This window comes from Stenotrophomonas sp. 22DLJC03 (assembly GCF_056861405.1).
Map to the genome: position 1 here is coordinate 14240 of NZ_JBSPUG010000008.1, position 14516 is coordinate 28755.

Below are 14516 nucleotides of genomic sequence, written 5' to 3' on the forward strand. Positions count from 1 at the left end.
GTCGAGCCATGCCCGACTGCCTTTCAATCAGGCATGGCGACGTTGGAACGAAGAACAGCCGAGCATGGGCTCGGCTCTACAAGGAGGTGTCATGCAGTTCAGGACCGGCACCATGGCCGATGTGGCCACGCTGTGGGCGCTGCGTACGCGCTGCGTGCGCGAAACCTGCAGCAGCCACTACCCGCCGGAGGTGATCGCCCCCTGGTCGGCTTCACCACCGCCGGTGCAGTACACGCGGTTGCTGGGGCAGGGCGGTTGCGTGGTGGCCGAGGACACGCAGGGAGACCTGCTGGGTTTCGGCGTGTTTGATCTAGAGGCCAACGAAGTGGATGCATTGTTCGTCGACCCGGATCAGGGTGGCAGGGGCATCGGCCAGGCCCTGATGCAGCGCCTGTTGGCGATGGCCGACCAGGAGCGCGAGGTCGTGCTGTCGGCCTCGCTCAATGCCGTGCCGTTCTACCAGCGGCAGGGCTTCGTCAGCGTGCGCGAAGAGGCTTACCCGCATCCCAGTGGTGTTTCGCTGGCCTCGGTGAGCATGCGCAGGCCGTGGTGACCAGCGTGTAGAGCCGAGCCCAAGCTCGGCTCTACAACGCAACGCAGCCGAGCAAGCTTGACTCTACGTGGTAGGCCTCAACGCTCGGCCAACCACCCGATCACGCCTTCCGCAGCACGCAGGCCACTGGCGTAGCACGCGGTCAGCAGATAGCCCCCGGTGGGGGCTTCCCAGTCCAGCATCTCGCCAGCACAGAACACGCCGGGCAGCGCCTGTAGCATCAAGCCCTCATCCATCGCATCCAGGCGCACGCCACCGGCGGTGCTGATCACTTCGGCCATCGGCCGCGGGCGCAGCAGCCGAAGCGGCAGGCGCTTGAGCGTGGCCACCACGGCGCTCAGATCGTTGCCCGCTTCCTTGCCGAGGAGCTCGAACACCAGCGCGGCCTTCACTGCATCCAGGCCGGCCTGGCGGCGCAGATGCTCGCCAAAACTACGGCCCTTGCGCGGGCGCGACAGGTCGGCAAGCAGGCGTGCCTCGTCGCGGCCCGGCACCAGGTCCAACCACAGCATGGCGTGGCCATCGCGGTTGATGGTCTCGCGCAGATCGGCCGCCAGCGCATAGACCAAGCTGCCTTCGATGCCGTACTCGCTGGCCACGCATTCGCCCTGCAGCGACCGCGGCTGGCCGTCCAGGTCGATCCAGTGAGCAACCACCGGCTTCAGCGGCGCGCCGGCGTTGCGCTGGGCAAAGAACGGCGTCCAGTCGACGTCGAAGCCGCAGTTGGCTGATTGCAGAGGGGCAATGTCCACGCCATGTGCCTGCAATGGTGTGACCCAGGCGCCGTCACTGCCGAGCTGCGGCCAGCTGCCACCACCTACTGCCAGCACGGTGGCATCGGCGTGGACCGCGATCTCACCCTCTTCCGTGGTGAAGCGCAGGGCGCCGTCGTCACTCCATCCGATCCAGCGATGGTTGGCATGCAGGCGCACGCCCTGTTCCCTCAATCGGCGCACCCAGCCGCGCAGCAGCGGTGCCGCCTTGCGGTCGACCGGGAACACGCGGCCGGAGCTGCCGACGTAGGTTTCCACGCCGAAACCGGCGGCCCAATCGCGCAGCGCCTGCGCGTCGAAGCCATCCAGCCATCGGCCGACCGTGGCGACCTGCTCGCGGTAGCGGCTGTCGAACAACGGGCGCGGCTCGGAGTGGGTGAGGTTGAGCCCACCCTTGCCGGCGATCAGGAACTTGCGGCCGGGCGAACCCTTGGCCTCGTACAGGTCGACCTCCAGCCCGGCCGCGCGCAGGCGCTCCGCGGCGAACAGGCCGGCCGGACCACCGCCGACGACGGCGACCCGGTGTGGCGTTGCGGTATTACGGTTTGACATCGAGCAGCTCGACATCGAACACCAGCGACGAGCCAGCCGGGATCGGGCCGACGCGACGGTCGCCGTAGCCGTAGTCCGGCGGAATCATCAGGGTGCGCTTGCCACCGACCTTCATGCCGGCCACGCCTTCATCCCAGCCGCGGATGACCTGGCCGGCGCCGAGCGCGAAGGTGAACGGTTCGCCACGGCTGACCGAGCTGTCGAAGGTCTTGCCGTGCTTGGTTTCGGTGCGGTTGTCGTAGATCCAGCCGGTGTAGTGCACGGTGACCTTGTTGCCGGCAACGGCTTCGGTGCCGGTGCCAGGCACGGTATCGATGCGCTCGAAGGTGGTCAGGGTGCCGCCCGGCGGCGGGCCGGCGGGTTCGCTCGAACAGCCAACGGCGGCGAGGGACAGCAGCAGGGGAAGCAGCAGGCGGCGCATCGGGCGTCTCCGGAAGGGCGCAGGGCGAGGGCGGCAAGGGTAGCGCATCGGCGCCGGGTATCATGGGCGCATGGCAAAACTCCTGCTCAATCTGCGCAATGTCGGCAACGACGAATATGCCGATGTCTGCACGCTGCTCGACCAGCACGGCATCGCCTGGTATCGCACCGAACCCAGCCCGTGGGGCATCTCCAATGGCGGCCTGTGGCTGCGCGAGGATGCCGATCATCCGCGCGCCAAGGCGTTGATGGCCGAATACCAGGCCGAACGCGGGCCGCGCATCCGTGCCGAGCGCGAGCAGGCGTTGCGCGAGGGCACGGCGGAGACCTTCGGCAGCCTGTTCCGGCGCCGACCGGCATATGTGGTGCTGGTGCTGCTGGCGATGGCCGGTGCGGCGGCGCTGGTGCTGCTGCCGTTCGTGCTGTTGCGGGGGTAAGGGGGACTTCCGGTCGGGTTGCACCCGGCACCCGCAACGGCAACGGCAACGTCAAAAGCCGGGCTTAAGTGGGAGGGCGGGGCGGTGTAGACAGGCGGGGGACGGCAAAAATTGCTCCTGCCTGCCTCGTAGAGCGCCTTGCTCGTGTGCGCTGTCCTGCGCACACGGCAAGACCGGGGTTGGGCGTCCTGCCCAACCCGCCCGGCGCATGCCCCGGGCCCATGGTGCTCTGCGCCCCCGCCTGCCCACACCGCCCCACCCCTGACAGATTCCGGGTGTCTGCCGGGCTTGGGGTCGGATCCCTCTGCTGCGCAGAGGGCTCTGACCCCTGAATCTGTCCGTGCTGGCGGGAGGCGCTAAAATGGCGGGATGATCGCCAATACCGCCGCCTACCATTTCGCCGTCATCGACGCCCCCCAGGCCCTGTGCGACCAGCTGCTGGCGCGTGCCGAGGCGGCTGGGCTGCGGGGCACGATCCTGGTGGCAGGCGAGGGGCTGAACCTGTTCCTGGCCGGTGCGCCTGGGGCCGTCGAGGGTTTCTATGTGGCGCTGCGTGCCGATGCGCGCTTTGCACATATGCGGGTCAAGACCAGTCTCAGTGAGCACCAGCCGTTCGCGCGGCTGAAGGCCAAGGTGAAGGACGAGATCATCAGCTTCCGTCGCGACGACGGCCAGCCGCTGGATTACCCGCGCGCGCCGGCGATCGATCCGGCCACCGTGCAGCGCTGGTTGCGGCAGGGGCATGACGACGTCGGCAAGCCGGTGGTGATGCTCGATACGCGCAACCTGCAGGAAGTGGAGTACGGCACCTTCAAGGATGCGCTGGTGCTGCCCATCCACAAGTTCACCGACCTGCCCGAGGCGCTGGCGCCGCACCGCGAGGCGCTGAAGGACAGCACCGTGGTCAGCTTCTGCACCGGTGGCATCCGTTGCGAGAAGGCTGCGCTGTGGATGGTCAACGACGGCATGGACAACGTGCTGCAGCTCGACGGCGGCATCCTCGGTTACTTCGAGGAGGTGGGGGGCGAGGGCTACGAAGGGCGCTGTTTCGTGTTCGACGAGCGCGTGGCGCTGGATGCCGAGTTGAAGCCGATGGTCGACCAGCCGATGCCGGAGCCGCGCCCCAGCGCGTTCTGACAGGGCGCCGGTAGAGCCGGCCGCTGGCCGGCTGCAAGGGCTCTCCGCCTGTCGGCCAGCGACCGGCACTATCCAACACGCATGGCACCCCGGGCCATGCCCGGCGGCCCTGAACCCGCCCCACGGGAATCAGCATCCCGCTACCGTCACTGGCCGCCGCGCCTCGCCGTCCCCATGCATGGGGAATCCTGTGACGGAAAACCGCCTGATGATTCCATTGTCGATTCTCGACCTGGCCCCGGTCTGCGAGGGCAGTGACACCACCGCCGCCTTCGCCAATATGCTGGAGCTGGCCCAGCATGCTGATGGGCTGGGCTACCGCCGCTACTGGCTGGCCGAACACCACAACATGCCCGGCATCGCCAGCGCCGCCACTGCGGTGTTGATCGGCCATGTCGCCGGCGGCACCAAGCGCATCCGCGTCGGTGCAGGGGGCATCATGCTGCCCAACCATGCGCCGCTGCAGGTGGCCGAGCAGTTCGGCACGCTCGCCTCGCTGTATCCGGACCGCATCGATCTCGGCCTGGGCCGTGCGCCGGGCACCGATCAGCCGACCGCGCGTGCACTGCGCCGCTACTTCGACAGCGCCGACCAGTTCCCCCAGGACGTTCGCGAGCTGCTGCACTACTTCGAGCCGGTGCAGCCCGGGCAAGCGGTGCAGGCCGTTCCGGGTGGTGGCCTGCGGGTGCCGACCTGGATCCTCGGTTCCAGCCTGTTCGGTGCGCGCATGGCCGCCTCGATGGGCCTGCCGTACGCGTTCGCCTCGCACTTCGCACCGGACGTGATGGACGAAGCGCTGGCCGTGTACCGCCGTGAGTTCCGCCCTTCGGCGACGTTGAAGCAACCGCACGCCATGCTGGCCTTGAACGTTGTCGCCAGCGACAGCGAAGCCGAGTCGCGTCGATTGTTCACCAGCCAGCAGCAGAGTTTCGTGAACCTGCGTCGCGGCCGCCCGGGCAAGATTCCGGCACCCATCGACGACATCGAGTCGTTCTGGGAGCCGCATGAGAAGCTGGGCGTGGAGCGGGCACTGGCCTGCACCGTCCTCGGCGATCCGCAGCAGGTGGCCGAGGGCATCGCCGCTTTCGTTGAGCGGCACAAGCCCGACGAGCTGATGCTCACCGCGAACCTGTACGACCACCGCGCGCGCCTGCGCTCGTTCGAACTGGCGATGCAGGCCTGGCACGCCCGCCACGCGGGCTGAACAATTGCGTCACGAGCTGTTGCAGCGATGCACGGTCTGATGGGGCTCCCACTCATGGAGCCCCCACATGTCCAACGCCCGCACTGAACACATTGCCCAGCTGGCTGAACTGATCAGGGACGTGGAGGTGGCGATGTTCACCACCACCGGTGTCGATGGCCGCCTCTACAGCCGGCCGCTGGCCACCCAGCAGGTCGCCTTCGACGGCGACCTGTGGTTCGTCATCACTGCCGACAGTCCGAAGGTGGCTGAAATCGCGCTCGATCCGCACGTCAACGTGGCCTATGCCTCGCCGTCGAAGAATACTTACGTGTCGGTCGCGGGGCGTGCGCGCGTCGTCGATGACCGCGCAAAGATCGAGGAATTGTGGTCGCCGGCGATGAAACTGTTCTTCCCCGGTGGCAAGGATGATCCCAACCTTCGCCTGATCCATGTGCGCGCCGATTCGGCCGAGTACTGGGATGGCCCGGGCACGTTGCTGGGCAAGGCGCTGACGTTCGTGTTGTCAGCAGTGCAGGACGAGCCCGGGCAGTTGGCCGACAACGGGTTCATTGACCTTCGGTGATGGCCGATGTCCGGTATTGGTAGTGCCGGCCGCTGGCCGGCAATCCTGGAAACGTGGCGGCCGGCCAGCGGCCGGCTGTAACGGGTTCCGGCTCAGAACCAGCGCTGGAACAACTCCACCGTATAGCCCACCAGCTGCCCGGAACTGATACCGAAGAACGCGATCGCTGCCAGCGCTGCGATCCAGTTGAACAGCATAAGCGCGCCATCGCGTTCCAGCAGTGCCAGCGAGAACAGCAGCAGCTGGAAACCGAACAGGAAGTTGGTGAACGGGATCGGCAGCGACAGCAGCAGGCCCAGCAGCACCAGCAGCAGGCCGGTGAAGGCATGCGCCGGCAGTGGCGTGAGAAGTTGCGGCAGCCGTGGCTTCAACATCCGGTCCAGCCGCCGCAGCGGGCGATCGATGCGGTCGAGGAAGCGGTGCATGGTGCTGCGTCTGGGGCCGCGGCGGGCAATGAAGCCCGGGAGCCAGGGCCGGCGCAGGCAGCACAGCATCTGCACTCCGATCAGAATTACCAGTGGGCCGCTGACCGCGCCTCCCATGCCCGGAATCGGGATGAACGATGGCAGGATCGCCACGAACAGGAACACGCCGAAGGCGCTCTGCTGCAGGTTGCACAGGATCTGGCCGAGCGGCATGTGCTCGGCCGGGTCGCCGGAGGCGAACATCTCCAGCAGGGTGCGGATGCCCTCGTTGCGGTAGGCCGGGCGCTCAACGCCCGGACCCTGGCCGGCCTCAGGCGGTGAGCTCATCGGCCTGCTCGTCCGACAGCGTGCGCAGCAGCAGCTTGTCCACGCGGGCACCGTCCAGGTCGACCACCTCGAAGCGCCAGCCGGCCCAGTCAAAGTACTCGCCCGCGTGCGGGATACGGCCGAAGTAGTGGATGCACATGCCGGCCAGCGTGTAGTAGTCGCCATCCTCGGCATCGGGCAGGTCGTTGCTGCCGATCAGCTCGCGCAGGTCCTCGATCGGCAGCGAGCCGTCCACCAGCAGCGAGCCGTCCTCGCGGGTCACCACCAGCGCATCTTCGTCGGCATTTTCGGTGGCCTGCAGACGGCCAACCACCGCGCCCATCAGATCGCTGATGGTCACCAGGCCCTGGATCTCGCCGTACTCGTCCACCACCAGCGCCATCGACTGCTGTTCCTCGCGGAAGATCTCCAGCAGCTTCATCGCGTGGGTGGATTCAGACACGTACAGCGGCTCGCGCAGGGTCTGGAACAGCGCGTTGTCACCGCGCGCCATACGTGTGGCCAACGACTTCAGTTCAAGCACGCCGACCACGTCCATGTCGTTGTCGCGGTACACCGGGTACCGCGAGAACTCATGCTCGGCCATGATCTCCAGGTTCTTGTCCAGACCGCCCTGCGTGTCCAGCCAGGCAATCCGGTTGCGCGGGGTCATCAGGCTGTCGGCGGTACGATCGCCCAGGCGCATGACGCGGTTCATCATGTCGCGCTCGTGGGCGTCGATCACGCCGGCCTCGTGGCTTTCGGCCACCAGCATGCGGATCTCTTCTTCGGTCACCGAGGCGACTTCATCCTTGCCCAGGCCGAACAGGCGCAGCACCAGCTGGGTGGTCTTGGACAGCAGCCAGACGAAGGGCAGGGCCAGCTTGGCCAGCCAGCTCATCGGCATCGCCACCAGGCTGGCAATGGCCTCCGAACGGGTCAGCGCCAAGCGCTTGGGCACCAGTTCGCCGAAGATCAGCGTAATGAAAGTGATCAGGCTGACCGCCAGCGCGGTACCGACGTTGCCGGCGTAGGCAAAGCCGGGCATCAGGCCCTGGATCCAGCCGGCGAAGGCTTCACCCAGCGCTTCACCGCCGAGGTAGCCGGTCAGCACGCCGATCACGGTGATACCGATCTGCACGGTGGACAGGAAGCTCTCCGGCTTCTCCGACAGCTCCAGTGCCTTGGCAGCGCGCTTGGAGGTGCCGGCCATCTGCTTCAGGCGGCTCTTGCGCGAGGTCATGACCGACATCTCGGACATGGCGAAGAAGCCGTTCAACAGAACCAGCGCGAAGACAATCAGGATCATTTCAAACACGGGCATCGTCCCCGGTTGGTGGCAGGGAGGGCGGGTGCTTGCGATGGCGGCAGGCGCTCAGGAACAGGGTCCGGCGCGGCGCAGGGGGATAAGGGTCGTCGTCCATAAGGTGCGCCCGAGGGCGCGCTGGCATCTTAGCAAAGGGCCGTGGCAGGGTGGCAACCGCCTGTTCAGGTTGAGGGTCCCCAGCCCCCGAAAGGAGGCGGGGATACCCGAGATGGTCATCTAGCCGTCATAATTCCGTCTGGTGCCGTCCTTCCCGCGACGGCTGACAGGTTTCTCAATGTTCTCTCTGCAGACCATTTTCGGTTCCGGCAAACAGTTCTACACCCTGCTCGATGAGGCTGCCGTCGCGGCGTCCGATGCCGCCAAGGCGCTGCACTCCATGCTGCGCGAGGCCGACCGCCAGCCCGCGCTGGACGCTTTCAAGCTGGCCCGCCTGCGCGAACGCGCGGCCTCGGACAAGATCAGCCAGGCGCTGGTGGACAGCTTCATGACCCCGATCGAGCGCGAGGACATCGAAGCGCTGGGCTCGGCGCTGTACAAGATTCCCAAGCAGATCGAGAAGTTCGCCGATCGCTATTCGCTGGCCACGACCCACCTGGAGCACATCGACTTCGCGCCGCGCGCGGCGATGCTGGAGCAGGCTGCCGGCGTGGTGGTGGAGATGGTGGCCGACCTGCGCCACATGAACCTGGACCGGATGACCGCGCTCAACGAGAAGCTGCGCTCGCTGGAGAACGAGGCCGACCGCCTGATGCTCGAGCTGTACCGCGACATCTATTCGGGCCGCCTGGACAACCTGCAGATGTTCCTGCTGAAGGAATTCTTCGAGATCCTGGAAAAGGCCATCGACCGCTGCCGCGAGGCCGGCGTGGTGGCATACCAGATCGTGTTGAAGAACAGCTGACGGACGCCGCCGCATGTTGACCCTTGTCCTGGTGGTGATCCTGGCCGCACTCGTCTTCGAGTTCATCAACGGCTTCCACGACACCGCCAACTCCATTGCCACTGTGGTGGCGACCAAAGTGCTCTCGCCCGGCTGGGCGGTGATGCTGGCCGCCTTCATGAACCTCATCGGTGCACTGACCGGTACAGCGGTGGCGCTGACCATCGCTTCGGGCCTGCTCAACACCAACGTGGTCGACGTGACCCCGCAGGTGATCCTGTGCGCGCTGCTGGGCGGCATCATCTGGAACCTGATCACCTGGTGGAAGGGCCTGCCGTCTTCGTCTTCGCACGCCCTGATCGGTGGCCTCTGCGGCGCCGGCCTGGCTGCGGCCCACAACAACTGGGACGCGCTGATCTGGTCCGAGCGCCTGGGCAGCTGGGCGCAGAACAAGGGCCTGCTGTGGAAGGTGTTCGTGCCGATGATCACCTCGCCGATCGCCGGCTTCCTGCTGGGCATCGTGGTGATGGTGCTGCTGTGGGGCTTGATCGCCGGCCTGGCCAAGATCGGTGGTGCCATCGGCCGCCTGGCCCGTCCGCGCATCGTCAACGCCTTCTTCGGCAAGGCACAGATCGCCTCGGCGGCCTACATGGGCTTCGCACACGGTCATAACGACGCGCAGAAGACCATGGGCATCATTGCGATGACCCTGATCGGTGCCGAAGCAACCGGTGCACTGAATGACCTGCCGTCGTGGCTGGCCTTCATGCATCCGGACGCGCATGCCGGCGATGGCATCGCCATGTGGATCGTGCTGACCTGCGCGGTGGTGATGGCTGCCGGTACCGCTTCGGGCGGCTGGAAGATCATCAAGACCCTGGGTCACAAGATGGTCAAGCTGCACCCGATCCATGGCTTCGCCGCAGAGACCAGCTCGGCCACCATCCTGACCCTGGCGGCCCACTTCGGCATGCCGGTCTCGACCACGCACAGCATCTCCACCGCGATCATGGGCGTCGGCTTCGCCAAGAACCCGCGTTCGCTGAAGTTCGGCGTGATCGAACGCATCGTCTGGGCCTGGATCCTGACCATTCCGGCAGCAGGTGGTTGTGCGTACCTGATCCTGAAGCTGTTCGAGCTGTTCGGCTGGACCTGAGGCCAGCAGCCCGGTAAACGAAAAAGCCCGCCGGATTCCGGCGGGCTTTTTTCATTGGAGGAACATTTTTTCTGCACCCATCGTGTCGACCAAGGTCGACGCCTACCAGAGCAGAACCGGGGTCAGAGCCCGTTGCCAGGCAACGGGATCCGACCCCGCGCCGTTCCGACAGATCGCAGGAAACTGTCGAAGGCGGGGTGGGTCCGGTTGCGGGGGTGTGAGCGGCATGGATGCCGCGACCAAGCCCCCATGGACGGGTTTACGGCGTCCCCCGCAATCGGACCCACCCCGCCAACCCACGAAATCCCGGCTGTTGCAGTTGCAGTTGATCCGGCGGGTGCCGGGCCGCAGGCGCGGCCGAACCCCTCAGTTACGCTGGAACAACGCCTGCACATCCTTCCGGAATGCCGCCTGGCTGTCCGCCCGGCTGTAGAACATGTGCCCGCCCGGATAGCTGCGTACCTGTACCCGGTCCGGATTGCTGCCCATCGCCGGCATCTGGTCCACCGTCAGGATCGACCCCATGAACGGGCACGACAGGTCGTTCCAGCCATGCACGATCAAGACCTGAAGGTGCGGATCGATCGCCACCGCCTGGCGCAGCTGGGTCACCGCGCCCTGGCGCAGATCACCGTTGCGGTCCCACAACCGGTTCACCTCGTAGTTCAGCGCCTGGTAGCGGGAATCCACCTTCCAGCCGACCACGCGCGTGACGAAGTCGACCATCGCCGTGGTGGTCGGCGCGATGATGCTGTCCAGCAGCGGATCGTTGGCACGCTGCTCCGGATCGTTCGGGAACGGATCGAACGCGGTCACGTTGGAATCGTAGCGGCTGCCCAGCGTGCCCTTGTCGCGGAACACCTCGCGCAGGTACGCCTGGGTTTCCAGACGGCCACCGGCACGACGCACGAACTGCGGATCCAGGCCGGTCAGCTCGGTCACCCGGCGCAGCATCGCCTCGGTGGCCTGCGGATCGCTGCGGCCCCTCATCAGCGCGGTGGCGTAGTCGCCGCGGGTGTACTCGACCACGTCACGCATCGCCGCGTCGGTCAGCTTGCCCTGGCGCTCGAGGTGCGCGGCGGCGATCGACGGCAGCGTCTGCATCCACGCCATCGGCGAGACATCGGCGTTGTCTTCCAGGGTCGGGCTCAGGTACGGCGACACCAGCACCAGGCCGTTCATCGCCACGCCCAACCGGGTCTGCAGGTAGTGGGTGATGCGCGGGCCGCGGTAGCCACCGTAGCTTTCGCCGGTCAGGTACTTGCGCGAGGCCATGCGCTGGTTGCGCAGCAGCCAGTCGTAGATCGAGCGCGACAGGTACTCGATGTCGGCGTTGGGGTTGTACAACTGCTCCTTGGCCTCGTCATCGCCGATGCGTGCGCGGCTGAAGCCGGTGCCGACCGGATCGATGAATACCAGGTCGGTGAAGTCCAGCCAGGTGCCCGGGTTGTCGTGCAGGGTGGCCGGCGCCGAGGCGCTGTCGCCTTCCGAACCGAAGGTCACCACCTTGGGACCGATCGCGCCCATGTTGAGGTAGACCGACGAAGCGCCGGGGCCGCCATTGAGCGCGAAGGTCACCGGCCGGTCCTTGCCCGGCATCGTGTAGGCGGTGAACACCACATCGGCGATCACCTTGCCCTTCTCATCGCGCACCGGCAGGGTGCCAACGGTGGCGGTGTAGTCGAGGGCGCGACCGGCCAGGCGGATGCTCTGGCGAGCGGACGCATCGGCCGGCAGCGCAGGTACCTCGGTCTTGTCGTCCTTGGCATCGGACTTGGTTTCGGCGGCGGGCGCGGCCAGCACGCTGGCGGGAGCAATGAGCAGGCCGACGCAGAGCGCGGCAGTGTGCAGCAGGGACTTCATGGCACCGGATCGGCAGCGGAAGGGGTTCCGATGCTAGGCCGCTACGGTGCCGCGCCGTATGTGTCCAAAGCCATGGCCAGGCGTTGTCGCCTGTTGCGGCCAGATTGGGTCAAGTGGGCAGGGCGGCGGCCGCTTCGTCGTCGGCCAGCAGCCCGTACACCGCCGAATCGGCCAGTTCACCCTGGATGCGCCAGCGCTGGCGCAGCAGGCCCTCACGGTGGAAACCGAGGCGTTCAAGCACGTGCGCGGAGGCCGCGTTGCGCGGATCGATTTCGGCTTCCACGCGATGCAGGCGCAGGGTGTGGAACAGGTAGGCCAGCACCTGCTGCAACGCTTCGTGCATGTAACCCTGACCCTGCAGGCCAGGCGCCAGCAGGTAGCCGATCTCGGCGCGGGCAGCGTCACGGTCGACGGCAAATACCACGCAGATGCCCAGCAGTGGCCCCTCCAGCGATTCGCGTACGGCCAGCTTGAGCTGGGTGCCGGTGGCGTGTGCCGCGAGGTCGTCGTCGATCTGCTCGCGGGCTTCGGCAGGTCGTTTCCAGGCCGGATGGTTCCACCAGCGCATCACCGCCGGGTCGGATTGCAGCGTGAACAGCGCAGCCGCGTCATCACGGCGGATCGGGCTCAGGATCAGGCGCGCGCTGTGCAGCGGCAGGCCGGGGAACAGCAGCGAGTTGGCGGGCAATTCAGTCGTCCACGCAGATGAGCGCGCATTATGGACCCGCAGGGTTTGCCGATGGGGGTGTAATGGCACCGTGGCGCATGAACCGGTGGTGCCGGCCGCTGGCTGGCACCACCGGTTAACGGGGTCAGAGCCGTTCACCGGTGGGAAACGGCTCTGACCCCGCTCAGCGATCAGGCTTCCAGCGAAGCGAGGTCGCCCTTGCTTTCCAGCCAACCCTTGCGGTCGGACGCACGCTTCTTGGCCAGCAGCATGTCCATCAGCGAACTGGTCTGCTCGCGATCGTCCACGGTCAGCTGCACCAGCCGGCGGGTATCCGGATGGATGGTGGACTCACGCAGCTGCGGCGGATTCATTTCACCCAGGCCCTTGAAGCGGGTCACGTTGACCGCGCCCTTGATCTTCTCGCGTTCGATCTTGTCCAGCATCGAGCGCTTTTCTTCCTCGTCCAGGGCGTAGAACACCTGCTTGCCCACGTCGATGCGGAACAGCGGCGGCATTGCCACGAACACGTGGCCGGCATCGACCAGCGCCGGGAAATGCTTCAGGAACAGTGCGGTCAGCAGGGTCGCGATGTGCAGGCCGTCGGAGTCGGCGTCGGCCAGGATCACCACCTTGCCGTAGCGCAGGCCGCTGATGTCATCCTTGCCCGGATCGCAGCCGATGGCGATGGCCAGGTTGTGTACTTCTTCCGAGGCCAGCACGCTGTTGGACGAGACTTCCCAGGTGTTCAGGATCTTGCCGCGCAGCGGCATGATCGCCTGGAAATCCTTGTCGCGGGCCTGCTTGGCGCTGCCGCCTGCCGAATCACCTTCGACCAGGAACAGTTCGGTGCGCGACAGGTCCTGGCTGATGCAGTCGGCCAGTTTGCCGGGCAGGGCTGGGCCTTGGGTGACCTTTTTGCGGACGACCAGCTTTTCGGTCTTCAGGCGCGCACTGGCGCGCTCGATGGCGATCTGCGCGATCTTCTCGCCCAGTTCCACGTTCTGGTTCAACAGCAGGCTGAACGCATCATGCGCGGCGCCTTCGACGAAGCCGGCGGCCTGGCGCGAGGACAGGCGTTCCTTGGTCTGGCCGCTGAACTGCGGGTCGGTCATCTTCAGCGACAGCACGAACGACACACGGTCCCAGACGTCTTCCGGGGCCAGCTTGACGCCGCGTGGCAGCAGGTTGCGGAAATCGCAGAACTCGCGCAGCGCTTCGGTCAGGCCGGTGCGCAGGCCATTGGCATGGGTGCCGTGCTGCGCGGTCGGGATCAGGTTGACGTAGCTTTCCTGCACCAGCTCGCCTTCCGGCAGCCAGGCCACGGCCCAATCAACGATCTCCGTGTCCTTCTTCAGGTTGCCGACGAACAGATCGGCCGGCAGCGATTCGCGGTCGCCCAGCTCCATCTTCAGATAATCGCGCAGGCCGTCCTCGTAGTACCAGGTATCGACTTCGCCGGTGGCTTCGTCGGTCAGCTTCACGGTCAGGCCCGGGCACAGCACGGCCTTGGCGCGCAGCAGGTGCTTGAGCGCACGCACGGCGAACTTGGGCGTATCGAAGTACTTCGGATCCGGCCAGAAGCGCAGGCGGGTACCGGTGTTCTTCTTGCCGACGGTGCCGACCACTTCCAGCGGCGAGGCGCGGTCGCCGTTGCGGAAGGTGATGCGGTGTTCGGCACCTTCGCGCTTGATGTGGATTTCCACCAGGGTCGACAGCGCATTGACCACGCTGACGCCGACGCCATGCAGGCCGCCGGAGAAGGTGTAGTTGTTGTTGTTGAACTTGCCGCCGGCATGCAGGCGGGTGAGGATCAGCTCGACGCCCGGGATCTTCTCTTCCGGATGGATGTCCACCGGCATGCCGCGGCCGTCATCGCTGACCTCTACGCTGCCGTCCTTGAACAGGGTGATCTCGATCGAACGGGCGTGGCCGGCGAGGGCTTCGTCCACCGAGTTGTCGATCACTTCCTGCGCCAGGTGGTTCGGGCGCGCGGTGTCGGTATACATGCCGGGGCGGCGCTTGACCGGGTCAAGGCCGGACAGGACTTCAATATCGGCGGCGTTATAGCGGGCGTTCATCTGTCTTCGAAAGCTTGGAGCGACGCGCAAGTGTGCGGTCTGGCCCGTGATTTTGCACGCCTGCGGTTCAGCCTTGGAGCGCGCAAGGGGGTAAAATGGCACCCGCTGGAATCTGAACGCCGGCGCCCCTAGTTGGACCGATATGTCCAAGCCATACCGCGAGGAGGACT

At 66.3% G+C, this 14516-nt stretch carries 14 protein-coding genes; 7 read left to right on the forward strand and 7 right to left on the reverse strand.

Annotated features, from left to right (window positions below; genetic code table 11):
* Positions 1–91: 91 nt before the first annotated feature.
* Positions 92–553: a GNAT family N-acetyltransferase gene (locus tag AC13GA_RS19470; RefSeq protein WP_482998784.1), complete on the forward strand. Its 462-nt coding sequence runs from the start codon at positions 92–94 to the stop codon at positions 551–553.
* Positions 554–630: 77 nt separating this feature from the next.
* Here the strand turns inward: AC13GA_RS19470 and AC13GA_RS19475 are convergent, their stop codons facing one another.
* Both AC13GA_RS19475 and AC13GA_RS19480 read right to left on the reverse strand, forming a co-directional pair.
* Positions 631–1878, reverse strand: coding sequence for a TIGR03862 family flavoprotein (locus AC13GA_RS19475; RefSeq protein ID WP_253078640.1), 1248 nt, complete (start codon positions 1876–1878; stop codon positions 631–633).
* Positions 1865–2299, reverse strand: coding sequence for an FKBP-type peptidyl-prolyl cis-trans isomerase (locus AC13GA_RS19480; RefSeq protein ID WP_046988230.1), 435 nt, complete (start codon positions 2297–2299; stop codon positions 1865–1867). Before AC13GA_RS19480 ends, AC13GA_RS19475 begins: the two co-directional genes overlap by 14 nt.
* A 70-nt stretch (positions 2300–2369) precedes the next feature.
* Between AC13GA_RS19480 and AC13GA_RS19485 the strand changes: the two genes are divergently transcribed.
* The 4 genes from AC13GA_RS19485 (at position 2370) to AC13GA_RS19500 (ending at position 5641) form a co-directional block, all read left to right on the forward strand.
* Positions 2370–2735, forward strand: a complete 366-nt coding sequence (locus AC13GA_RS19485) for a DUF6164 family protein (RefSeq protein ID WP_046988229.1) — start codon at positions 2370–2372, stop codon at positions 2733–2735.
* Between the two features lie 369 nt (positions 2736–3104).
* The gene (locus AC13GA_RS19490) at positions 3105–3872 is read left to right on the forward strand and encodes a sulfurtransferase (RefSeq protein ID WP_428709128.1); all 768 of its coding nucleotides are present in this window, start codon (positions 3105–3107) and stop codon (positions 3870–3872) included.
* A gap of 208 nt (positions 3873–4080) precedes the next feature.
* Positions 4081–5076: an LLM class flavin-dependent oxidoreductase gene (locus AC13GA_RS19495; RefSeq protein ID WP_046988222.1), complete on the forward strand. Its 996-nt coding sequence runs from the start codon at positions 4081–4083 to the stop codon at positions 5074–5076.
* Between the two features lie 67 nt (positions 5077–5143).
* Positions 5144–5641 (forward strand): pyridoxamine 5'-phosphate oxidase family protein, encoded by a 498-nt coding sequence (locus AC13GA_RS19500; RefSeq protein WP_046988220.1) that lies wholly within the window; start codon positions 5144–5146, stop codon positions 5639–5641.
* A 92-nt stretch (positions 5642–5733) separates the two neighbouring features.
* On the opposite strand, the gene AC13GA_RS19505 is transcribed toward AC13GA_RS19500, so the two are convergent.
* Together AC13GA_RS19505 and AC13GA_RS19510 are read right to left on the reverse strand one after the other, a co-directional pair.
* Entirely contained in the window at positions 5734–6393 is a 660-nt protein-coding gene (locus AC13GA_RS19505) for an exopolysaccharide biosynthesis protein (protein ID WP_482998785.1), read from the reverse strand.
* Positions 6377–7681 carry a hemolysin family protein gene (locus AC13GA_RS19510; RefSeq protein ID WP_041864498.1) on the reverse strand — a complete coding sequence of 435 codons (1305 nt, stop codon included), beginning with the start codon at positions 7679–7681 and terminating at the stop codon, positions 6377–6379. Before AC13GA_RS19510 ends, AC13GA_RS19505 begins: the two co-directional genes overlap by 17 nt.
* Positions 7682–7973: 292 nt before the next feature.
* On the opposite strand from AC13GA_RS19510, the gene AC13GA_RS19515 reads away from it, so the two are divergent.
* Together AC13GA_RS19515 and AC13GA_RS19520 are read left to right on the forward strand one after the other, a co-directional pair.
* Positions 7974–8600: a DUF47 domain-containing protein gene (locus tag AC13GA_RS19515; RefSeq protein WP_004152833.1), complete on the forward strand. Its 627-nt coding sequence runs from the start codon at positions 7974–7976 to the stop codon at positions 8598–8600.
* Between the two features lie 13 nt (positions 8601–8613).
* Positions 8614–9735 (forward strand): inorganic phosphate transporter, encoded by a 1122-nt coding sequence (locus AC13GA_RS19520; RefSeq protein WP_006431323.1) that lies wholly within the window; start codon positions 8614–8616, stop codon positions 9733–9735.
* 366 nt (positions 9736–10101) lie between these two features.
* Here the strand turns inward: AC13GA_RS19520 and AC13GA_RS19525 are convergent, their stop codons facing one another.
* The 3 genes from AC13GA_RS19525 to parE all read right to left on the reverse strand — a co-directional run bounded on the left by AC13GA_RS19525 (position 10102) and on the right by parE (position 14346).
* Positions 10102–11598 carry a S10 family peptidase gene (locus AC13GA_RS19525; protein ID WP_482998786.1) on the reverse strand — a complete coding sequence of 499 codons (1497 nt, stop codon included), beginning with the start codon at positions 11596–11598 and terminating at the stop codon, positions 10102–10104.
* Between the two features lie 109 nt (positions 11599–11707).
* Complete coding sequence (locus tag AC13GA_RS19530; protein WP_482998787.1) at positions 11708–12286, reverse strand: GNAT family N-acetyltransferase; 579 nt, start codon at positions 12284–12286, stop codon at positions 11708–11710.
* Positions 12287–12456: 170 nt separating this feature from the next.
* Entirely contained in the window at positions 12457–14346 is a 1890-nt protein-coding gene (gene parE / locus AC13GA_RS19535; protein ID WP_046984409.1) for a DNA topoisomerase IV subunit B, read from the reverse strand.
* Positions 14347–14516 lie beyond the last annotated feature (170 nt).